This is a genomic window from Burkholderia glumae LMG 2196 = ATCC 33617 (genome assembly GCF_000960995.1).
In the GTDB taxonomy this organism is placed as follows: domain Bacteria; phylum Pseudomonadota; class Gammaproteobacteria; order Burkholderiales; family Burkholderiaceae; genus Burkholderia; species Burkholderia glumae.
In genome coordinates this window covers 765,950-786,338 of the sequence record NZ_CP009434.1, presented here as the reverse complement: position 1 = coordinate 786,338, position 20,389 = coordinate 765,950, and the positions used below count along the sequence as shown (strand labels likewise).

Annotated in this window: 18 protein-coding genes and 2 pseudogenes; 15 read left to right on the top strand and 5 right to left on the bottom strand. The window is 66.4% G+C overall.

Annotated elements, in window-relative coordinates; translation table 11 throughout:
• Window positions 1-38: 38 nt before the first annotated feature.
• From KS03_RS04625 to KS03_RS04605, 9 genes and pseudogenes are all read left to right on the top strand, one after another.
• Window positions 39-1,409: a LeuA family protein gene (locus tag KS03_RS04625; protein ID WP_015877950.1), complete on the top strand. Its 1,371-nt coding sequence runs from the start codon at window positions 39-41 to the stop codon at window positions 1,407-1,409.
• 116 nt (window positions 1,410-1,525) lie between these two features.
• Window positions 1,526-2,545, top strand: a complete 1,020-nt coding sequence (locus KS03_RS04620; protein WP_015877951.1) for a TauD/TfdA family dioxygenase — start codon at window positions 1,526-1,528, stop codon at window positions 2,543-2,545.
• A 381-nt stretch (window positions 2,546-2,926) separates the two neighbouring features.
• Window positions 2,927-3,679: pseudogene (locus KS03_RS29555) on the top strand (IS5 family transposase).
• Window positions 3,680-3,797: 118 nt separating this feature from the next.
• Window positions 3,798-4,295, top strand: a complete 498-nt coding sequence (locus KS03_RS29550; protein ID WP_015877953.1) for a hypothetical protein — start codon at window positions 3,798-3,800, stop codon at window positions 4,293-4,295.
• A gap of 176 nt (window positions 4,296-4,471) precedes the next feature.
• Window positions 4,472-4,788, top strand: a pseudogene (locus KS03_RS32635) (IS6 family transposase); the annotation flags it as partial.
• Window positions 4,789-5,102: 314 nt separating this feature from the next.
• Entirely contained in the window at window positions 5,103-5,366 is a 264-nt protein-coding gene (locus tag KS03_RS30990) for a hypothetical protein (RefSeq protein WP_124837265.1), read from the top strand.
• Between the two features lie 91 nt (window positions 5,367-5,457).
• Complete coding sequence (locus KS03_RS29545) at window positions 5,458-5,715, top strand: H-NS family nucleoid-associated regulatory protein (RefSeq protein ID WP_015877954.1); 258 nt, start codon at window positions 5,458-5,460, stop codon at window positions 5,713-5,715.
• Window positions 5,716-5,784: 69 nt separating this feature from the next.
• Window positions 5,785-6,093: a hypothetical protein gene (locus tag KS03_RS32165; RefSeq protein WP_162486897.1), complete on the top strand. Its 309-nt coding sequence runs from the start codon at window positions 5,785-5,787 to the stop codon at window positions 6,091-6,093.
• A complete protein-coding gene (locus tag KS03_RS04605; protein WP_230674483.1) occupies window positions 6,083-7,492 on the top strand; it encodes a helix-turn-helix domain-containing protein in 1,410 nt (469 codons plus the stop codon). The genes KS03_RS32165 and KS03_RS04605 overlap by 11 nt, the downstream gene beginning before the upstream one ends.
• Before the next feature lie 201 nt (window positions 7,493-7,693).
• Here KS03_RS04605 and KS03_RS04600 read toward each other — a convergent pair whose 3' ends face one another.
• The gene (locus KS03_RS04600; RefSeq protein WP_015877956.1) at window positions 7,694-8,812 is read right to left on the bottom strand and encodes a GAF domain-containing protein; all 1,119 of its coding nucleotides are present in this window, start codon (window positions 8,810-8,812) and stop codon (window positions 7,694-7,696) included.
• Window positions 8,813-9,048: 236 nt separating this feature from the next.
• Window positions 9,049-10,203, bottom strand: coding sequence for an EAL and HDOD domain-containing protein (locus tag KS03_RS04595; RefSeq protein ID WP_015877957.1), 1,155 nt, complete (start codon window positions 10,201-10,203; stop codon window positions 9,049-9,051).
• 656 nt (window positions 10,204-10,859) lie between these two features.
• Here KS03_RS04595 and KS03_RS04590 point away from each other — a divergent pair.
• From KS03_RS04590 to KS03_RS04580, 3 genes are all read left to right on the top strand, one after another.
• Window positions 10,860-11,504: a response regulator transcription factor gene (locus KS03_RS04590; protein WP_015877958.1), complete on the top strand. Its 645-nt coding sequence runs from the start codon at window positions 10,860-10,862 to the stop codon at window positions 11,502-11,504.
• 173 nt (window positions 11,505-11,677) lie between these two features.
• Complete coding sequence (locus tag KS03_RS04585; protein ID WP_015877959.1) at window positions 11,678-13,249, top strand: methyl-accepting chemotaxis protein; 1,572 nt, start codon at window positions 11,678-11,680, stop codon at window positions 13,247-13,249.
• 182 nt (window positions 13,250-13,431) lie between these two features.
• The gene (locus tag KS03_RS04580) at window positions 13,432-14,028 is read left to right on the top strand and encodes a histidine phosphatase family protein (protein WP_015877960.1); all 597 of its coding nucleotides are present in this window, start codon (window positions 13,432-13,434) and stop codon (window positions 14,026-14,028) included.
• A gap of 85 nt (window positions 14,029-14,113) precedes the next feature.
• Here the strand turns inward: KS03_RS04580 and KS03_RS04575 are convergent, their stop codons facing one another.
• Window positions 14,114-14,596: an Lrp/AsnC family transcriptional regulator gene (locus tag KS03_RS04575; protein ID WP_015877961.1), complete on the bottom strand. Its 483-nt coding sequence runs from the start codon at window positions 14,594-14,596 to the stop codon at window positions 14,114-14,116.
• 175 nt (window positions 14,597-14,771) lie between these two features.
• Between KS03_RS04575 and KS03_RS04570 the strand changes: the two genes are divergently transcribed.
• Window positions 14,772-16,064 (top strand): cystathionine gamma-synthase family protein, encoded by a 1,293-nt coding sequence (locus KS03_RS04570; protein ID WP_015877962.1) that lies wholly within the window; start codon window positions 14,772-14,774, stop codon window positions 16,062-16,064.
• A 213-nt stretch (window positions 16,065-16,277) separates the two neighbouring features.
• On the opposite strand, the gene phnX is transcribed toward KS03_RS04570, so the two are convergent.
• Window positions 16,278-17,141: a phosphonoacetaldehyde hydrolase gene (gene phnX / locus KS03_RS04565; protein WP_015877963.1), complete on the bottom strand. Its 864-nt coding sequence runs from the start codon at window positions 17,139-17,141 to the stop codon at window positions 16,278-16,280.
• Between the two features lie 122 nt (window positions 17,142-17,263).
• Here phnX and KS03_RS04560 point away from each other — a divergent pair, with 122 nt between their 5' ends.
• On the top strand, window positions 17,264-18,172 hold the full coding sequence (locus tag KS03_RS04560) for a LysR substrate-binding domain-containing protein (protein ID WP_035979173.1): 909 nt from the start codon (window positions 17,264-17,266) through the stop codon (window positions 18,170-18,172).
• 130 nt (window positions 18,173-18,302) lie between these two features.
• Here KS03_RS04560 and KS03_RS04555 read toward each other — a convergent pair whose 3' ends face one another.
• On the bottom strand, window positions 18,303-19,202 hold the full coding sequence (locus KS03_RS04555) for a DMT family transporter (protein WP_015877965.1): 900 nt from the start codon (window positions 19,200-19,202) through the stop codon (window positions 18,303-18,305).
• A 244-nt stretch (window positions 19,203-19,446) separates the two neighbouring features.
• Between KS03_RS04555 and KS03_RS04550 the strand changes: the two genes are divergently transcribed.
• The gene (locus tag KS03_RS04550; protein ID WP_371821536.1) at window positions 19,447-20,313 is read left to right on the top strand and encodes a helix-turn-helix domain-containing protein; all 867 of its coding nucleotides are present in this window, start codon (window positions 19,447-19,449) and stop codon (window positions 20,311-20,313) included.
• The last annotated feature ends 76 nt before the right edge of the window (window positions 20,314-20,389 follow it).

Sequence of the window (20,389 nt, the reverse complement as noted above, 5' to 3'; positions counted from 1 at the left end):
ATGACCGCCCCGTTGCGATACTCCTCCAGGACATGCCCATGCAAGCCAACATCATCGACTGCTCGCTGCGCGAAGGATGCCAGACCATCCAGTGCAATTTCGATATCGAGCAAAGCGAGATTCTCGCCAGGAAGATCGCCGAGTTTGGCGTCGACATGATCGAATGCGGCCACCCCAAGATTTCGCCGTATGAACTCGAGCGCGTGCGTGCCGTGGTGCGCGTCTCGCCGCTGCCGGTGCTGGCGCATGCGCGCTGCCGTAGCGAGGACATCGACGCGGTGGCCGAGTCCGGCGCCGCCTGGGTGGGCATGTTCGCCTCGTTCAATCCGGTATCGCTGGCCACGAAATTCGGCGGCATGGGCAAGGATCAGGTGCTGGCGCTATTCGAGGCGTCGATTCGCTACGCCAAGTCCCGCGGCCTGAGCGTGCGCGCCACCATCGAGGACGCCGGCCGGACCGAGCAGTCCGATCTGTTCCGTATCTATCAGACCGCGGTGGCCGCCGGCGCCGACCGCATCTGCTTCGCCGACAGCGTCGGCGCGCTGCTTCCGTCCGAGACCTACGACATCCTGGCGCTGCTGCGCCATGAGTTTCGCCAGGTCCAGTTCGAATATCACGTCCACAACGATCGCGGCCTGGCCCTGGCCAGTTCGCTGGAGGCGCTGCGCGCCGGTGTCGAGTGGATTTCCACGAGTTGCAACGGCATCGGGGAGCGCGCCGGGGTGACCGACACGTTTCAGTTGGCCGCCTTGCTGGAGAGCCGCTTCGGCGACGCTTCGCGCCGGCTCGACAAGGCGCGCCAGCTCTCGGAACTGGTCAGGGTCTTCAGCCGCATCGACGGCTCGCCGATGCAGCCGATCGTCGGCGACAACGTCTTCGCCCATGCCTCGCGGCTGCATCGCATCGCCTGCGAGAAGGATGCGTCGGCCTACAACATCCATTCCCCGGCCCTGGCCGGCGACGCGGAGGTCCGCGAAAAGCACCCGCCGATGCACGAGCAAGACCTGTTTCTCGTGCCCTTCGAGAAATCGTCCACCGAGCTTCGCTACCACCGCCACGGCCCCGGCAAGCGTTTCGTGATGCTCGACCACCGCCTGCTGAGCGCCTCGCCGTTCTATTTCATCGCGCGCAAGGTCGAGGTGATCGCGGAAAACGAGGAGGGCCACGTGGATACCCACCGCCACAACTGCGACTCCGTTTTCATGTTCCTCGGCGACGACGAGGACTATCGCGGGCTGACGGTCGAAGTCAGCATTGCCGGCGTATCGCGGACCCTGACCAGCCCGGCAACCGCCTTCGTGCCGGCAGGCGCGGAGCATTCCTACCGCTTCGTGGCCGGCAAGGGCTCGTTCATCAACTTCGTCCACAAGGGCGAATACGCGCGGAGCCTGCTCGAAATCGCCGCCTGAGCGGCCCATGCCGTGACCGCTGCCGGGCCTCTCCGAGGCCCAGGCCAGGCGATGCGCGATGGCCGCCGGCACGGCCTCATCTCGATTCGACAACCCATCTTTACAGGAGCGGCACCATGATCGACAGCGAGGTGCGACGTCGCACCCATCGTCGCCCCCCCGCCTGGTCCAGCCCGGCGGCACTGGAACTGCCTGGCGAGATCGCCGACGCCGTGGAAACCCTGCTTCAGGCGATCGCACGAGACACCGACGCGGAACTCGACGGCTACATGCTCGACTCGGTGCGCGACCGCATCCACGCCCAACTGGAATTCGGCAGCGGCGCCATCAAGCATGAGAGCGCGGTGCTCGCCGGACTCGGCCAGGCCGATTTCCAGCGCGTGTTCGGCCAGTTCTGCCGCTATCTTGGCCAACCGGTCGCCATCAACAAGGCCGGCGACGTGATCAAGGAAGTCAAGGATGCGGGGCACCGCGACTCGACGCTCGCCCCTGCCCGAGGCCACATGACCAATCAGGAGCTGGCGTTCCATTCCGACCGGGCCGACGTCACGGTGCTCGCCTGCTGGGAGCCGGCCACCTCGGGCGGCGAGTTCAAGGTCTGCTCGTCGGCTCGCCTGATCGAACTGATCGAGCGGCACGACCCGGCCTGGCGTGCCTGGCTGACCCGCCCCATCCCGCACGACCTGCGCGACGAAGGCGGCAGCCCCGACCAGGGCTACTGCCTGCTGCCGATCCTGACCGAGACGCGCGAGACCTTCGTGCTGCGCTATATCCGGAAATTCAACGAATCGGTGAAGCGCCACGGCATCGAGCTTCCGGACGAGGTGCGCGCGATGCTCGACGGGATCGACGCCCTGCTCGAGGACGATTCGATCTCGGTCGAATTCCCGTTCGCCAAGGGCACGCTGGTGCTGACCAACAATCACACCACGCTGCACTCCCGCAACGCCTTCGTCGATGTCGCGCCGCAGCAGCGCTGCTTGCTGCGTTGCTGGATCGCCAGCGAATACACACGTCCGCTGCCCGCCGAGTTCGTGCCGGTCTTCCATCACGTCGAGGCCGGCGTGCTGCGCGGCGGCATCGCGACCGACACCAGCGGCACCCGCCTGCAGGCCTTGAGCGCGGCCGGGCACTGATTCCGGCAGCGGGCGGCCCGGGCCGTCGGCCATGCCGCCCGGGCCGGCAACGCGGGCGGCCCGGGCCGGCGCCGAAGCGCGCCGGCGTCCCCCGGCAGATACCCCAGCCGCGTCAGCGCCCGGCCCGGTTGCCGATCGCGCCGTTTCGCGTAGTCGATCGCGTTCCGATCGAGGGACGCCTTACTGAGCGTGGCTGCCGCTCTTGTCTGCTCTCGACCGTGTCGACGCCTGCCGTCAGCGACACCGCTTGCGCCAGCCTATGCCGACCACGCTGACCGCCATGGCTGACGCGGCCACGTCGCGATGTCGTGCAGGTCGGGACCGGCCCGCCCAACGCTTCACCCGCGCCCATCACCCATACGTCGGCATATCGTGTTCGGCATAGGCCGACAATTGCCGGGGATACGCAACGCAGGCGGTGGAACTCTGATCCGAGCTGCGCTCAACGGCATCCTGTATGTGCTGCAAACCGGCATCCCGTGGGAAGACCTCCCGCAAGAGCAGGGTTTCGGCAGCGGCATGAGGTGCTGGCGACGTCTGCGAGACTGGCAAGCCGCCGGTGTATGGCATCGGCTGCATCTGGCGATACTGCGTCGGCGGCGTGAGCACGACCAGATCGATTGGGAACGCGCCAGCCTCGATGGCGCCAGCGTCTCCAGCCCCCGGGGGGCCAGCAAACCGGCCTCAACCCGACCGACCGCGGCAAGCTCGGATCGAAACGACACATCGTCGTAGCTGCGCGTGGCATCCCGCTGGCTGTCACGATCACGGGAGCCAACCGGCACGATTCGATGGCACTCGAGTCCGCGCTTGATGCCATCCCTGCCGTCGCTGGCCTGACTGATCAGCCGTGCAAGCAGCCGAGCAAACTGCACGCTGAGAAAGCGTATGACTTTGCGCGCTGCCGACGTTATCTGAAACGGCGCGGCATCAAGGCCCGTATCGCACGTCGCGGTATCGAAAGCAGCGAACGGCTGGGCAGGCATCGTTGGGTCGTCGAGCGCACGCATGCCTGGCTCGCCGGATTCGGCAAGCTCCGGATTGGCTTCGCGCGCCGCCTCGATATTCATCCCGCTTTGCTCATCCTGGCTGCCGCCATCATCTGCTCGATGATTTGTGGATGATTTGTGTTAGCGGTTCTTGGTTTGCACTCGGCTCCAACAACTGCAGCATTGATTGGCGACGATCCGCACCTGGTTGCCGTCGTCATGTAACATGACGCTCCCGGCCAAAATATACGGAGTACATGATGATGAAGAAAAGTTTTCTCACTATCTTGGCATTTCTTGCAACTCCACTCATTGCCGCCGAAGGCAGCGGCACTCAACCGCCGTCAGTCGAAGTCAAATTCGGAAAACCAACTGTCAAGCAGAAGCTGTTTTACGAGAAGATGTATGAGAAAAAACCATTCCCCGATGCAACCCTGTATTATTACGATAATGGTGTCTATAAGATAATTTCACCCGGCGAGGAGCACTATGGAGTCTATGTGGTGCAGGGGCATTTGACCGACGACGAGTACGCAGTCCACTACATTTCGCTACCCTCGTCCGATTGGGGAGGGAAAACTGCGCATCATTTTTTGAAATTCAATCGAAAAACAGGAGTATTTACACAGCAAGCGACATGGGAAGATGATCCGAACATCGCCCCCCAGCATGGGCGCTTTACGCAGGACGAGAATACCATTCATGATCCGCGCCCTATCAAATGGGATACGCACTCAGAAGTGGAGCAGCGCAATCGATAATCCTTCGCCGACAATTTATGCCGGCGTCGCATTCATTGATATCGCGACTTCCCTTTCTTGATGGGTGCCAAGACTTGTGATGCTTGCCAATCAGGGGTATCTCCCAAAATAGTGGGATATCCCCTGTTGCTGTTTTCGCACTCACCCATTCAAATAGGGAAGCTCGGAAAGAGTTAATCCTCCCGTCCAGCGTCATCAGCTACGCGGTGTGGCTGTACCACCGATTTCCGCTGAGCCTGCGGACGGTCGAGGAGATGCCGGCCGCGCGCGGTAGCGAGCTCACGTACGAAGCCGTGCGGTGCTGGGCCAGGAAGTTCGGCTTGGCCATTGCAAAGCGAATCCATTCAACGGCCCCGAGCGGCGGCAAGTTGCTCAAGCGCTACGGTCTGCCGCGCGTGATGGTGACGGACAACTGCGCAGCTACGCGGCGGCGAACGCGGCCCCGCGCCTGGGCGTTGAACACCGGCAACACAAGGGGCTGAACTTCCGTTCCTTCTTCGTCCGCTCACCGAACAACCTGACAATACCCGCCTGCCCAGCGACAGGAAGCCGGCCAATCCGCCTCGCGCGCGGAAGGCGTGACGGGAACACGGCGCATCGTCCGATGCCGCGCCCCGCGAGCAAAAACCTACCGGCATCCACGCACGGGGGCGGCCCTTATTCTCAGGAACCTTGATGTCGCCCAGACCTTGCCGCGGATCGGGCCGGAAATTCGACGCGGGCGGCAAATCGAGGACAGTTGCTCCGCCGAGCGCGTGGAATTCCTCCTCCCCTTGTCCGAGCCCTGCCTCCCGAGGCGAACGGAGCTTGTCCGCCATCACCTCGATGCCGGCAGCCGGCGCCGCCGCGTGCCAAGCGCGAACGGCGCGGCAGGGCTGCACGCGGTCGGGCCGGCAAGGAACCGCAATTTTCATGCTTATCGAAACTCGCCGTCCGGCATGGAAAATTTTTCAAATCATTTATTTAGGCAATCGCGGCGCTGCATTGGTGCGTGTAAAAACAACTTGTTGGCAATTTGCGCAGAAAGTTTCTTGTGAATTGTTGTTCAGTTCGAGAGACGATGTTCAATAGGAGGTGATTCTTGCGAAATACAGCCCATGTACGGCGCGCGTCGAAACACGTCGGATAATTTTCTTGTGCAGTTCCACCGGAGCGTCTGTTCATGCAGAAATATCTTGATTTGATTGGACAGCTTGAAAACCTGGATAAAAGAATTGCCGCTCTGCGAACCCTCGAGATCCCCGCCGCCATCGAGGAAGTACGTGCGATTCTTCGTGACTTGCATTTGCATTCCCCGCAACTTTTTGGACCGGCCAGCTCATCGGCACCGCTCATCCGGCTGGCATCCGACGTCCGCCCGACGCATCAAAACCTCGCCACCGGCGAAGCCTGGCCGGGGCCAGGGCGCAAACCTATTTGAACTAGAGCGCTGGCGATTTATGTAAAATCCGGCCTCCCAAAACCACCCTCCACCGCAGTCAGGGCGGCGATGGCCATTGCGCTCTTACGGGGCAGCATTGCGATCGTCTTTTTCAGTTCATCCGGGGGCATCGGCCTTCGCGATAAAGCGCAGCAAATTAAACACGGGAAAAACAAATCATTATCGTCATTTCAGCAGCACCTGAGAAGAGTTGGCGATTGGTGCGGCGGCACCCATGTTGCCGGCCAAATGCCGAGGGAAGAAAAGAAAGAGGTCTTGTATGGCAATGTCTCGCATCGGGCGCCGCAGGCTCGAATGTTACGAGCTGATCAAAAAACTCCAGTCTTGCCCGGGAATAGGGGCAACCATGCAGTATGAACTCGCCATGAGCGCGGTAACCTCGGCACAGCTGGTCGGGGATCGCTTCCTGGAAGCGGAAGCCATGATGCTGTTCGCGCATCGCCTGGCCCCGACCTATTGCCCGAAAGAAACGCTCGAATTTTTAAAAAAGGCAGAGTCGATTTTCCTGGTTCACAAGAACCTGCACAAATGCATGTCGGCCCGGGCACTGGTTGCTTTCACACTATGCGAGCTGGGCGAAGAAAGCAATGCCATCACGCTCGCTCAGGAAATTCTGTTGCAGGGCGTCTCGCTGCGACCAGACGATGCCTGCATCGCGTGCTTGGCAATGGCGACGGCCTATACCAAGCTCGGAGATCTTGGGCGCGCCGACAAGTTCATCAATGAAGCGGTCAAGTATTCGCGTGCGCCGAATGCGAGTCGCTCGTCCTTGCTGACCGGCCGAATTGCCTGGGTTCGCCTGCAGATCCTCTGGGAAAAATACATCATCACCGAACACCCCCGGCTGTGGCGGGGCGTGCCGTTTTTCCTGAGCGTGCCGGAGATGGATTCATCCCCGCCGGACCGGAACACGCTGGCCGGCCAGATTTCCGCGGCCAGAGAGGTGCAGCCGGACGCGAAGCACTGGAATAGCGCGCAGGTGATGGAGCTGGCCCTTTATGGTCTGACCGGAGGCGTGGAAGACTCGGGGCGCGCCGTGGCCAAACTGGAAGACCTATCGGCCCGCCTCTGGTCGCTCGACCGTCCGGTCGCCGTGAGCGCGCTGCTGTATGGCGCGATGTTGTTTGCCGATCACGGCAAGGCGGGACCGGCGCTCGAAATTTTAAAAAGGACACAAGCGCTGGCAGCCGAATTCAAGTACGAGACGGTGTTGCGCGAATCCATCCAGTTCACCTCGCAGATCCGGGAGCAAATAGGCGACAGCGTGGGCGCGCTGAACGCGCTGAAGCTGCTGAAGCACGGCAGAATCAGGAGCCTCATGGTGGATCGGCCGATGTTTCGCAATTTTTCGGATTTCATGCCCAAGTCCTCGCTCGACAATCCGGAAAACTACAACGTGACGGCCAGAAGGAACTTCGAGCCGGTGTACGTGAAGCGGGCCTTGGATTTCATAGAGAAAAACATCAGAAGCCCGTTGCCGGTCAAATGCATCGTCGAGCATTGCAAGGTCAGCCGCCGCACGCTGGAGATGGGCTTCAGGGAGTGCCTGTCGTGCTCGATTGCGGAGCACGTGCGCATCATGAAGCTGCAGGCCGCGGCCTCCGAATTGCTGCAAACCACCTACACCATCCGGGATGTTTCAAAATCCTTTGGCTTTTCCTCGGCGGCCAAGTTTTCACGCGATTTCCTGGCCTACTACGGGGTCACGCCATCCATCTGGGTCAGGCAGCAATCCAAGCTGACGGCGGCCAAGTAAATCGCGCGCGCTCGGCCGCCGGTTCGCGTCCTGCCGGCGTGATGCAGCGCCGAGGCGCCGTGCTGCTCGGGGTGGCGAAGCCGAAGCGACCGGCAGCGGCCGCTGCCTCGTCTTCGGTCTTGCCGGGAATCGCGCACCGATGCCCGCCGCTGCCGCCGGCGCCATCCGCTTACGCTTCGCTGCCGGCTCGTGTTGGCCGCGCTAGGCGGAAGGATGGCGCTGCAGTTGCTCCCGCAGCTTCTGCGCCAGGCAGATACGCGACGAGATCAGATCCGCCAGCAGCCGGAGCGCATCCATCCCCGTGTCACTGGCCTTGCGAGGCACCTGGTCGATGACGCAGAGCGATCCGAGCGCATAGCCGTCGCTGTCGCGCAGCGGCGCACCCGCATAAAACCGTATCTGCGGCGCGCCCGTGACCAGTACGTTGTCCTTGAAGCGTGAATCCTGCTGGGCGTCTTCCACCACGAACGAATCGCCCAGGATGGTGTAATTGCAGAATGCCCAGATTCGCGGCGTCTCCCTGACGCCCAGCCCATGATGGGCCTTGAACCACTGACGGTCGGTGGTCACGAGGCTGATCAGCGCAATCGGCGCCGAAAACACGCGGGCCGCCAGTCTCGCCGTATCGTCGAATATGTCCTCGTAGGGGCTGTCCACCAAGCCGGAACGCCGCAGGGCAAGCAGGCGTTTGGCCTCGTTGCGCGCCACCGGATAGGGGACGGCCGAGCCCGCCTCCGCGCCGCCGGACGCGCCATCGAGGAACGGAACCAGCGCCGCGCGCACGGCCTCGGCGGCGGCCGCCTCGGCGTCGCGGGCAAGCACGGTCAGACGCGCCGACGCAGCCGTCGCAAGATGGGCGCGGCCGCGCTCGTCGCATAGCGCAATCACGGCCACATGGGCCAGGTGCGAGTCCGATAGCAGATGATTGACCACCAGGCCGCGATCCCAGTCGGTGGCGGAGATCTCGATCACCACCACGGCGGGCTGGATGCGGCCGACGGTGGACAAGGCGGTCAGGGCGTCGCCGACGTGCTCGAACCTGGCGTCCACGTCGGCCAGCCGTTCGCGAAAGTGCCGCCAGGTCGACTCGCTCGTCAGGAAGGCGACCGGCACCGGCGCGAGGTCATGGTCCGGCGGCGCGGCCATGCGCATTTGCGCGGCAAGCACGTCGCGCTCGTGGGCACGGCGATGCCCCCCGGGCGTTTTCCAGGACTGCGGAACGTTGGCCTCGATCCAACCCTGCGCGGTCTTGATGGACACTCCGAGCCGATGGGCCACGTCCCGCGATGTCAGTACACGATCCTCCTCGGGAATGCTCATGAACACAGTCTCAATAATGGAATATTTGGCTGGGATACTATCTAGAGGCATCGAATCGTTGCAACACGATTTTCCTATCGACCCGATAGACGACGCCTCCGGATAGCGTGAGTCGAACCACACCGCGCCTGCCGTGAGGCCCTTGCCGGCGCCCCCTCACTGGCGCGCCAAACCGCCCGGAAAGCCGCCGCAGGCCAGCGTTCGGCCACCCGCGCATGGCCCGAGGGCCGCCGCTCCTAAAAAGCACGTTCGAGCTCGATCACCGAGGCCAGCGCGGCGCCGAGCGGCCCTTCCTGCAAAATCAGCGCCCGCTTGATCTCGGCATCGAGCGCGATCGGCCGCCAGAGTTCCGCGGCCGGCACGCCCTGGCTGACGTGCAGCAGCGACAGCAGCCCGACCAGGCGAGCCTTCGTGATCGCGTTGGCCGGGGCGCCCTCGGCCGCTTGCAGGTCGCTCATCTGCTCGGCGCGCAGCCGCGCGAGATCCGCGAGCGGGTCGGTCAGCACGTCCGCGCCGCCCTGGTAGAGCTGCAGCGCGCACCAGGTCAGCAGCATGTTGGTGCCGGCCAGCGAGGCGGCTTGCGAGATCGAGGATATCCTCGCCCGCGATTGCTTGGTGGCGGCGCAGTTGTTCGCAAGATGAAGCAGTTGGATGCACAGCTTTGGACACTGTTCGATCTTGATCGACAGGTCCGCGAGGTTTTCCTCGTCGAGGATCGCCTGCAGCACCCGCGCGATGACATCGAAATCGGGCGGCAGTTTCCTGGTCGCGACGATGCGAGGCCGGCTGAAAAAGAACCCCTGCAGCAAGTCGCAGCCGGCCTGCAAGGCGCGGTCGCGGTCGGCATAGGTTTCGATCTTCTCGGCGAGCGCGATCTTGCCGGCGTTCACCACGACCTCCACCAGCAGATCGCGCTCGCGCGCTTCGATGAACGGCCAGTCCACCTTCACGATGTCCATCAGCGGCAGCGCGTCCATCAGCTTCGGCGACACCGCGCGGACATCGTCGAGCGCGATGCTAAAGCCCATGGCCCTCAGCTGCTCGCAGCGCCGCAGCAGCCGTCGGTCCATCGCGCTGGTTTCGAGGATCTCCAGCACGAAGCGATGGGCCGGCAGCACATGGATCGTGGGCGACATCAGGAAGGCATCGGAGCAATTCAGGAAAAACATGCCGGTCGGCGATACGTGATGGAGGCCGACATGGCCGACCGCCGCTTCCAGCACGCAGGTGGTCGCCCGCACGTCGTCGGTGATGGCGGCCGCGGTGCCCGTCTGGCCGCGGAACAGTAGCTCGTGCCCGTACAGTTTCCCGTCACGGTCGACGATCGACTGCTTGGCGAAGATGGCCAGGCCGTCGCCAAGGGAGGTATCGCTGTTTTGCGTCTGCGTCATCGTGCTACCCGAACGTAAGCCTTGCGAGGCGGGCCGGCCCGCGCATCGCCATTGTGCGACAGCGACGTTTCCCGTCCAGTCGTGATTGGCGCGCCATTCATGGCGCGGCCATCGATGCACGGGCCGCCGTGGAGATCAAGTCGGCGCGCCGCCACGGCAACCGCCGACGCCGGGTGCAGAGCGAACCGAGGGCGACATGGTAGAGCCTGAGTCACGCCATGTCTCGTGCATGCGTTCCGTGATGCCCGCCCGCCATCGCTCAGGATTTGGCGGACGTCATCCGCGAGCCAACTCCGCCTGTCCCGACGGCGCGGCCGGCAAGCCCGGCCTCGCCCCGGACAGGCAGCCCGGGTTCGTACAAAGGATGGCTCGAAGCATACCAAAAAAAGGAAAAAGTGAAAGTCTATCGACTCGATAGACGCATATTTTCCACAAAAATACTAAGTGTTTACCCTAGTGCAAACGTTGTCTGCGGATAAAAATGGAAATTTTGATACTTCGCGGGATGAGCTTATCGTAGCCTTCGTCCAACGGCGGCACGCCATCACGTAGGCGTTCCGAACCCGTTCGGACGGCGGCCGATCGGCATCACGCGCGCAGCGCCCCAGGAGGCCCGAGATTCGGGCGCGGACCTTGCAGTTTGTGAACGAGCACCCATGAATTCATACGATTTTATCGTGGTCGACGGCGATCCGATTCTTCGACTCGGCGTCGGCGCATTGCTGGCGCGGAGCAAGAACGGGGCGAGAGTCGCGGAAATCGCGCCGGGCGAGAGTATCAGGAATGTCGAGGTCGGCGCGGCGCAGCTCGTCACGCTGGTCGCCAGCGGGCGGCTCGAATACGCGCCGGAGCGCGTGCGGGAAATCAGGAGCCACGCGCCCGACGTGCCGCTGCTCGTGCTCGCCTCGGGCGCCGACGACGACAACGCGATTCGGATGCTGCGGGCCGGCGCGACCAGCTATGTCCGGCACTCGGCCGATATTGCCGATCTGCTGGCCGCGATCGATGCAACCTGCCGCCGGCAGCGCTTTCTCGGGGCGGACGTGGCGGCGGGGCTGTCGGACCGGCTGCTGCTGGGCCAGCGCCAGCGGCACGAAGACCTGTCGAATCGTGAATTGCAGATGCTGGTTCGCCTCGCCGACGGACAAAGGGTGAAGGACATCGCCAGCGAGCTGTGCCTGTCCGTGAAGACGATCAGCAGCTACCGCGCGAGATTGCTGGAAAAGCTCGATTTCAAATCCAACGCGGATCTGACGCGCTACGCGCTGGCCAACGCGCTGATTGCCAACGTCGCGAGATAACCGGACAGACAGGATGCCGGCAGGACGCCGGCTTTCAGACGAATCATTTAGGCATCCGTTGGAATGGATGCCGCGAAGCGAACGGTCAAGAACGGCCGCATGACAACGAATGGGCAATCGGCGCGTGATCGACGAACGCAGCGCCAGATCGCCATCGATAGACGGGGAAGGACATGAATCTCGAAAAACTGACCATGCGGTCGAAGTTGGTGGGCACTTTCGGCCTGCTCGCCACGCTGGTGCTGGTGGTATCCGCCTTTGCGCTGCACGCGCTGGACCAGGCCGACGCGCGCTTCTCAGGCTACGTCAGCGGCGTGGCTGCTCGCGCGCAACTGGCGCAGGCGATCCGGGCCGCCGTCGACGATCGCGCCATGGCGGTGCGCAATCTGGTGCTGGTCACCACCCCCGCCGACACAGCCATCGAGAAGGCCGCGGTGGAAGACGCCGAGCGACGCGTCGAAGCCAACCTCGAGCGGTTCAACGCGATGGTGGCCAGCGAGAGCAACCTGACCGATCAGGGCCGCAGCCTGGCGGCCGAGATATCGCGCGTCGAAACCCAGTATCGCCCGGTCGCGCTGGACATCAACCGGCTCGCCCTCGACAATCAGCGCGATGCCGCGATCGCGGAGATCGACGTCAAGTGCCGGCCCTTGCTCACCGCCCTGATCAAGGCCGTCAACGATTATCTGGCCTACAGCAACCAGCGTTCCGCGGACATGATCCAGCAGTCGCAAGAGCGGTTCGTCAGCCAGCGCAATCTGCTGATCGGGCTCAGCCTGCTGGCCATCGCGATGGCCGTGCTGGCGGGCGTGCTGATCACCCGCGGGCTGATCCGCTCGCTCGGCGCGGAGCCGGCCGCCCTGAAGGACGCGTCCACGCGGGTGGCCAGCGGCGACATCGGTCCGGTGCGCGGCGCGGAACTGGCCGCGAGCGGCAGCGTGCTGGCCTCGATGGGCACGATGCAAGCGAGCCTCGTGCAACTGATCGAGCGCGTCAAATCCTCGGTGGACAACATCGCCACCGGTACCAGCCAGATTGCGGCCGGCAACCAGGATCTGTCGTCGCGCACCGAGCAGCAGGCGTCGGCGCTGCAGCAGACCGCCTCGAGCATGGACGAGCTGACCTCCACGGTGAAGCAGAACGCGCAGAACGCGCAGCAGGCGTGCGTGCTGGCGAACTCGGCGTCGGAGATCGCGCAAAAGGGCAGCGCGGTGGTCGGGCAGGTCGTGGAGACGATGAGCGACATCAATCAAAGCTCGGCGAAGGTCGCCGACATTACCGGCATCATCGAGGGAATCGCCTTCCAGACCAATATCCTGGCGCTGAACGCGGCGGTCGAGGCGGCACGCGCCGGTGAGCAAGGGCGCGGCTTCGCCGTGGTGGCCAGCGAGGTGCGCAATCTGGCGCAGCGCTCGTCCAGTGCGGCGAAAGACATCAAGGATCTGATCAGCGAATCGGTGCAGAAGATCCAGGCGGGCGCGCGACTGGCCGAGGAGGCGGGCACCACCATCTCCGAGGTCACGCAGGCGGTCGCGCGCGTGACCGGCATCATGGGAGAAATTGCGACGGCCTCGGGCGAACAGAGCGGCGGCATCGAGGAAGTGAATCGGGCCATCGTGCAGATGGACGAGGTGACCCAGCAGAACGCCGCGCTCGTCGAGGAAGCGGCGGCCGCATCGGCATCGCTGGAAGGCCAGGGGCGTCAACTGGCGGAAGCGATCTCGTTCTTCCGCGTGGCGGCCTGAGAACCCTCGCGGCGAGCGCCCCGGCCCCCGGACGGCGTGGCGCTGCCGCGATTGGCGGCGCACCGTGAAAAGGAGCCGGCCGCCGCCAGGCGCCGGCTCGCGCGGGCCTCGCGGGCATCGCGGCCGGAGGGCGCCGTCGCGCCTGATGCAGGCCGGCCGCGCGCAGCCGGTAGAATCCCCTCATGCCCCTCACCATCCATCTGATCGCCCATGCCGCCACGGCCGAACTGCGTGCCGGCATCTTCCCCGCCGACGAACCGCTCGACGCACGCGGCCTGGCCGACTCGGCCCAGGCGGCCGCGCACTGGCACTGGCCGCGCGACGCCACCATCCTGAGCGCTCCCGCGCGGCGCGCGCGGCAGACGGCCGAGGCGCTCGGTCTGGGCGTGACGGCGCTCGAGCCCGCGCTCGCCGACCTGCACGCCGGCCGCTGGCGCGGCCGCCGCCTCGTCGCGATCGCGCAGGACGAGCCGGAACAGCTGGAAGCCTGGATCGACGACCCCGCCGCCGCGCCGCACGGCGGCGAATCGTTCGTGGACGTGCTGCGGCGCGTCGGCGCGTGGCTCGACGCGTTGCCGCCTCAGGCGGCCGCGATCGTCGCCGTCACGCATGCGGCCGTGCTGCGCGCCGCGCTCGCGCATGCGCTCGGCACGGCGCCCGAGGCGATGCTGCGGATCGATATCGCACCGCTCACGCGTATCGGGCTGACGCGCTCGCCGCGAGGCTGGACGCTGCGCCTGGACGACGCCCGCCTGCCTGCAGCGTCTCGACCGGGCTGAGCAAGCGACCGCGGCGCGCAGCGCCCCTGGCAAGGCGCCGGCCGCCGTGATCGCATCATTACCGCAGTAGCAACGAACGCGCCGCCTAGCGCAGCGCGAGCTTGCTCGACGATTTCAGCTCGCGCATCGACACCGTGCTCAGCATCTCCTTCACGCCGGGCAGCGTGCGCAGGCGGTCCAGCACGAACTCGGAATAGCGCTCGAAGTCCTCGACGAGGATCTGCAGCAGGTAGTCGTGCGCGCCCGTGGTGTTGTGGCAGGCCACCACCTCGGACATCGCCATCACGCCGGCCTCGAAGGCGCGGCACACTTTCTGCGTGTGACTGTCGAGCGAGATGCTGACGAACGCGACGACGTTGAAACCGAGCACGTGCCGGTCGAGCTCGGCCCGGTAGCCGCGGATCACGCCGCTCGATTCAAGCCGCCGCAGGCGCTTCCAGCACGGCGAGGGCGACAGGGAAACCTGCTCGGCCAGCTCGGCGTTGCTGAGCCTGCCCTTGTCCTGCACGATCTGCAGGATTTTCATATCGGTCGCGTCGATCTCGACGCGCGGACTGGCTTTCTTCATCGGGGGGCCTGACGGGAAAGATCGTTCTAAATTATAGGATTTGCCGGAACGAAAAGGAACGAATATTCTGGCCGGGCAACTCTACACTGACTGGCGATGCTGCCGTCGCACGAAGCCGCCGCGCATCCGCGCGCGCGTGCCGGCGCTCCCATCATTCAAGGTCGAGGAGACAAACATGGCGTATTCCAGCTATCACAAGAAGGATTTGAACGGTCGCCCGCTGCACCCCGAAACGCAGATGATGTCCTACGGCTACGATCCGTTCCTCTCCGAGGGCGCGGTCAAGCCGCCGGTGTTCCTCACCTCCACCTTCGCGTTCAAGTCGGCCGAGGACGGCGCCGAGTTCTTCGACATCGTGTCGGGCCGCAAGCCGCTGCCCGAGGGCGAGGCGGCCGGCCTGGTCTACAGCCGCTTCAATCACCCGAACCTGGAAATCGTCGAGGACCGGCTCGCGCTGCTCGACGGCTCGGAGGCGGCGGTCGTCACCTCCAGCGGCATGTCGGCGATCTCCACGGTGTTCCTCGCATTCCTGCGCCCCGGCGACCAGCTCGTCCAGTCGGTGCCGCTCTACGGCGGCACCGAGACGCTGATCTCGAAGATCTTCCCCGACTGGGGGATCGGCTCGCACGCGATCCAGAAAGGCCTCGCGCCGGCCTCGATCCGCGACGCGCTCGAGGCGGCCGCGCAAAAGGGCCCGGTGCGTCTCGTCTACGTCGAGACGCCGGCGAACCCCACCAATTCGCTGATCGACCTCGAAGGCATGGTGGCCGAAATCGATGCGTTCGAGCAGCGCCACGGCTATCGTCCGATCTCGGTCTGCGACAACACGCTGCTCGGGCCGATCTTCCAGAAGCCGGCCGCGCACGGTGTCGACCTGTCGATCTATTCGCTGACGAAATACGTGGGCGGCCACAGCGACCTGGTGGCGGGCGGCGTGACGGGCAGGCGCGCGCTGATGACGAAGGTGCGCTCGATTCGCAGCGCGTTCGGCTCGCAGCTCGATCCGCATTCGTCGTGGATGCTGCTGCGCTCGATGGAAACGGTCGTGCTGCGCATGACCCAGGCCACGCGCACGGCCAGCCAGGTGGCACGCTGGCTAGCCGGCAACCCGCACCAGAAGGTGCAGGTGTTCCATCCCGAATGCATCGCCGACGACGCGTATCAGGCCGTGTACCGGCGCCATTGCACGGGGGCCGGCTCGACCTTCGCGTTCGTGCTGAACGGCGGGCGCGCGCAGGCGTTTCGCTTCATCAACGCCTTGCACCTGTTCAAGTCGGCGGTCAGCCTGGGCGGCTCGGAATCGCTGATCTGCCATCCCGCCTCGACCACCCACTCGGGCGTATCGGCCGCGCAGCGCGAGCGGGACGGCGTATCGGAAGGGCTGATCCGCGTCTCGATCGGCCTCGAACACGGCGACGACCTGATCGCCGATCTCGACCAGGCGTTCCAGGCCTGCGCGAAGGGCTGAAGCCGGCACGGCGCTGACCGCCTGCCGCCACGACAGGCAGGGCGCGAGACCTCGCGTGGTGCCGCCGGGCCCGCCGTCGGGCCGCCCGTCCTCCTCCACATGGGGCGTGCCGCTTCGCGGCCGCCCGCGCGCCTCACGGCAGCGTCGCCGCACGCGGCGTCCGGCCGGCGGCGTCGGCCGAACCGGTGTGGAAGCGCCGGCCGGCCGCGCCGCTCATGCCGGCGCTTCGGCGGCGAGGCGCTCGCCGATCGCGGCGATCACGCCCGGCAGGTCGGCGATGCTGTCGATCACGTAGTGCGCGCCCGCCTGCTCGAGACGCTCGCGCGCCGGGCCGACGCGCACGGCGCGGGCGTCGGCGTCGAGCGCGTGCCAGTCGGCCAGCGAGAGCCCCACCTCGTTGCCGCTCGCCGCCACGCCCACCGCCCACATGCCGGCCGCGAGACCCGACGCGAGACCGCTCGGGCTATCGTCCACCACCACGCAGCCGCGCACGTCGGGCGCGCCAAGCGCGAGCGCGTTGGCCAGGCACATGTCCGGGAACGGGCGGCCGCGCGCGACGTCGCTGACCGTGCAGCAGTGGTCGGGGCGATAACCGAGGCGTGCCGCCAGCGGCGCGAGGCGGTTCATGACCTCGCGCGGATAGCCCGTGGTGCTGCCGATTCGGATGCCGTGCGCGCGCAGCCTCGCGACCGTGTCGAGCGCGCCTGGGATCAGGTCGCTGTAGCGCTCGAGGTTGCGCTCGTCGGCGCTCAGGAACGCGGCGTAGAGCGCGCCGACGTCGGCATCGGTCGGGGCCGCGCCGCGTGCGGCGCGCCAGCGCGCCTGCACGGCGGCGTCCGCGAGGATCCGCTCGATGTGCTCGCGCTTGGCGGCGCCCATCGGCGCGCGCGCCTCGGCCTCGCTGATCGGCACGCCGGCCGCCTCGAACACCTCGCGAAACGCCCGGACCGGCGCGAGGCAGCCGAAATCGAGCACCGTGCCGGCCCAGTCGAAGATCGCGGTGGTGACCGGGCCGCGATAGGCGCGGCTCGGGCGCGGTGGGGGGCACGCGCCCAGGCGGGCGGATCGTTGCGGCATGCTCGGCTCCGGGAAACGGTGGATCACGGACGGCAGCATAAATTTGCAACATGACCGGTCCATGATCGAAATACCCGGTGAAAACCGCTTTGTTCAACGAAAAAACCGATCGGCCGCGTTCGATGACCCTGACGCAGATTCGCGCCTTCCTCGCCGTGGTCCAGCACGGCGGCTTCACCGCCGCGGCCCGCGCGCTCGCGATCAGCCAGACCACCGTCACCTCGCAGATTCAGGGGCTCGAACAGGAACATGGCGTGCAGCTGTTCCACCGGCGCGGCCGGCGCGTGGAGCTGTCCGCCGTCGGGCTCGACTTCCTGCCGCTCGCGCGGCAGATCCACGGCCTCGAGCACGACGCGCGCTCGCTGCTGCACGACAGCGGCGAACTCACGCGCGGCATGCTGCGGATCGGCGCCGTGAGCCCGTTCCACGTGACCGAGATCATCGAGGCGTTCCATGCCGCGCATCCGCGCCTGCAACTGGCCGTCACGCTCGGCAACTCGGAGAGCGTGCTGAACGACCTCGACGACTATGCCTGCGAAGTCGGCGTGATCGCGCGCTCGTTCGGCGACGCACGCTACGAGATGGCGCCCTACGCGAGCTATCCGGTGATCGCGTTCGTGGGCGTGGCCCATCCGTTCGCGACGCGCGGCACGATCTCGCTTGCGGAACTCGCCAGCACGCCGCTGCTGATGCGCGAGCCCGGCTCCACCACGCGCCGCGCGCTCGAGGATGCGCTCGCCAGGCTCGGTGCGACGCCGCGCGTGGCGATGGAGATCGGCAGCCGCGAGGCCTTGCGCGAGGCGGTGGCACGCGGGCTGGGAGTGGGCACCGTGTCGCTGTCGGAGTACGTGCCGGACGAGGCGCGGCTGCGGCCGGTGCGGATCGAGGGGGACCCCGTCAGCACGCACATCCATGTGTGCTGCCTGCGCGAGCGGCGCGACAGCCGGCTGGTGGACGCCTTCTTCGCGGCGATGCGGCGCTGCCGGCCGGGTGCGCCGCGCGCCGCCGCGGGCTGCACCGGCGCGGGGTGAAGGTGTCCGCCGCCGGGCGGTCGAGCACGGCGGCATCGGGGCTTGCGAAGCGACGGCGCTCGGCCCCGCCGGAGCAGCCGCGGCAAGGCCGATCCCGCCGGCCGCGATCCGCGCCGGATCAGGCAAGCACTCACGCCGCGCAGCGCCGCCGCACCAACCCGCGCCGCGTCAGATCGAACGCCACCAGATTGCCCGCCACCACCAGCACGAGCCCGAGCGCCGCGAGCGGCGACCAGCGATAGCCTTCGAAGAGGGTCGACACCGTCAGCGCCACGAACGGAAACAGCACCGTGCAGTAGGCGGCGCGCTCCGGCCCGATCCGCCCCACCAGCATCAGGTACGACGTGAAACCGATCACGGAGCCCGGCACCGCCAGATAGGCGAGCGCCCCGAGGTAGCGCGGCGTCGTCCCGGGCATGAGCGGCAGCCCGGCCGCGACCGAGCCGAGCGTGAGCACCGAGGCGCCGATCAGCATCGCCCAGCCGTTGGTGGTGAGCGGGTGCAGCCCCATCGCCTGCATCCGGCTCGACAGCAGGCTGCCGGCGGAAAAGCACAGCGTGCCGCCCAGCGCGATCACGAGGCCGCGCCAAGTGGCCGCGTCGCCGAGATGGCCGGCCATCTGCTGATAGAACAGGCAGCCGATCCCCATCAGCCCCAGCAGCGCGCCGGCGATCGCGGTGGGCTGCAGCGGGCGGCCGAGGAAGATCCGGCCGTTGATCGCGTTCAGCAGCGGCGCGATCGAAAACACCACGGCCACCAGCCCGCTCGGCACCACCTGCTCGGCATAGTAGAAGCACAGAAAGTTCAGGCAGAACAGCGCGACGCCCTGCGCGACGAGGAAACGCCAGGCCTCGCGAGGCGGCCGGATCGGCCGGCGCAGCAGGCGCAGGATGGCGAACAGCACGGCGGCGGCGATCCAGAAGCGCCAGGCGATCGACACGGACGGCGGCACGCCGTCGAGTTGCCATTTGATGGCGAGCCATGTGGTGCCCCAGATCAGCACCGTGACGGCATAAAGCAGAAGATTCATGAGTAGCGCGGCAGTAGCGGTGGCGGGAACGGGAATGCGCCGGGCGCTTCCCAGCCTGCACTGTGCCGGGCTGCGCGCCGCCGCGCTTGTCCGGAATTGCGGTCTTGATGAAATCAGCCGGGCCGGCTCGCGCGCGCGCCCCTATACTGCGCCAATGAAACCCGCCAGCGCCACGCCGCCGATCCTCCTCACGCCGCCCGCCACCGCCGCCGAACTCGCGAACGCGGCCGACCTGCCGTTCGGCATGCAGTCGGTGTGCCGCACGCTCGCCAAGGCGGACGCGCAGCTGCACCGCTTTGCATGGCTCGGCGACCATCTCGCGGTCGCCGAATGGACGCGCGCCACCGAGGTCGCCGAAACGGCCTACGAGCAGCCGGGCCACCACACGCTGTCGTGCTACCTCGCGGGCGGCTACCGCACCGAGCGGCAGAAGCTGCCGGGGCGCTACGGCGCGCCGAGCCGGCTCTGCGCGCTGCCGGGCGACCACGAATCGCGCTGGTGGGTGCGCGGCGAGATGCACTTCCTGCATCTGTACTTCCTGCCCGAGCACTTCTCGCGGCGCGCCGTGCGCGAGCTCGACCGCGAGCCGCGCGAGATGGGCCTGGCCGATCGCACCTATTTCGAGGACCCGCGCATCGCCGAGCTGTGCCGCTCGCTGCTGCTGGAATCGTGGGACGACGTGGACGGCCGGCTGCGCGCGAACGAGACCGCCCACGACGTGCTGAGCCTGCTGATGCGCGGCCAGAGCGCCCTGCGCGCCGGCCTGCCGCGCACCGGCGGCCTCTCGCCCGCGGTGCGGCGGCGCCTGCGCGACTACATCGAGACGCGGCTCGCGCAGCCGATCACGCTCGGCGAGCTCGCCGATCTCGCGGCGCTGTCCGAATACCATTTCTCGCGGATGTTCCGCATTTCGTTCGGCAGCCCGCCGCACGCCTGGATCGCCGAGCAGCGGCTGGCACGCGCCCGCGCGCTGCTGCGCGGCACGGCGCTGCCGCTCGCGCAGGTGGCCGCGCAATGCGGCTACGCGAACGCCGCGCATTTCAGCCACCGGTTCCGCGATGCGCACGGCGTGGCGCCCACCGCATTCCGGCAGGCGATGCGGCAAGCGTGACGGCCCGGCGCGGGGCGGCCCGCGCTTCGGGGCTTCGGCACGTCCAGCGCATGGCCGCGCCGGCGCGGCCGCCCGG

What these genes read in the sequence shown, in the direction of transcription:
- KS03_RS04625 (WP_015877950.1), top strand. Translation starts at nt 39, where the DNA reads ATGCAAGCCAACATCATCGACTGCTCGCTGCGCGAAGGATGCCAGACC.
- KS03_RS04620 (WP_015877951.1), top strand. Translation starts at nt 1,526, where the DNA reads ATGATCGACAGCGAGGTGCGACGTCGCACCCATCGTCGCCCCCCCGCC.
- KS03_RS29550 (WP_015877953.1), top strand. Translation starts at nt 3,798, where the DNA reads ATGAAGAAAAGTTTTCTCACTATCTTGGCATTTCTTGCAACTCCACTC.
- KS03_RS29545 (WP_015877954.1), top strand. Translation starts at nt 5,458, where the DNA reads ATGCAGAAATATCTTGATTTGATTGGACAGCTTGAAAACCTGGATAAA.
- KS03_RS32165 (WP_162486897.1), top strand. Translation starts at nt 5,785, where the DNA reads ATGGCCATTGCGCTCTTACGGGGCAGCATTGCGATCGTCTTTTTCAGT.
- KS03_RS04605 (WP_230674483.1), top strand. Translation starts at nt 6,083, where the DNA reads ATGCAGTATGAACTCGCCATGAGCGCGGTAACCTCGGCACAGCTGGTC.
- KS03_RS04600 (WP_015877956.1), bottom strand. Translation starts at nt 8,812, where the DNA reads ATGAGCATTCCCGAGGAGGATCGTGTACTGACATCGCGGGACGTGGCC.
- KS03_RS04595 (WP_015877957.1), bottom strand. Translation starts at nt 10,203, where the DNA reads ATGACGCAGACGCAAAACAGCGATACCTCCCTTGGCGACGGCCTGGCC.
- KS03_RS04590 (WP_015877958.1), top strand. Translation starts at nt 10,860, where the DNA reads ATGAATTCATACGATTTTATCGTGGTCGACGGCGATCCGATTCTTCGA.
- KS03_RS04585 (WP_015877959.1), top strand. Translation starts at nt 11,678, where the DNA reads ATGAATCTCGAAAAACTGACCATGCGGTCGAAGTTGGTGGGCACTTTC.
- KS03_RS04580 (WP_015877960.1), top strand. Translation starts at nt 13,432, where the DNA reads ATGCCCCTCACCATCCATCTGATCGCCCATGCCGCCACGGCCGAACTG.
- KS03_RS04575 (WP_015877961.1), bottom strand. Translation starts at nt 14,596, where the DNA reads ATGAAGAAAGCCAGTCCGCGCGTCGAGATCGACGCGACCGATATGAAA.
- KS03_RS04570 (WP_015877962.1), top strand. Translation starts at nt 14,772, where the DNA reads ATGGCGTATTCCAGCTATCACAAGAAGGATTTGAACGGTCGCCCGCTG.
- phnX (WP_015877963.1), bottom strand. Translation starts at nt 17,141, where the DNA reads ATGCCGCAACGATCCGCCCGCCTGGGCGCGTGCCCCCCACCGCGCCCG.
- KS03_RS04560 (WP_035979173.1), top strand. Translation starts at nt 17,264, where the DNA reads ATGACCCTGACGCAGATTCGCGCCTTCCTCGCCGTGGTCCAGCACGGC.
- KS03_RS04555 (WP_015877965.1), bottom strand. Translation starts at nt 19,202, where the DNA reads ATGAATCTTCTGCTTTATGCCGTCACGGTGCTGATCTGGGGCACCACA.
- KS03_RS04550 (WP_371821536.1), top strand. Translation starts at nt 19,447, where the DNA reads ATGCAGTCGGTGTGCCGCACGCTCGCCAAGGCGGACGCGCAGCTGCAC.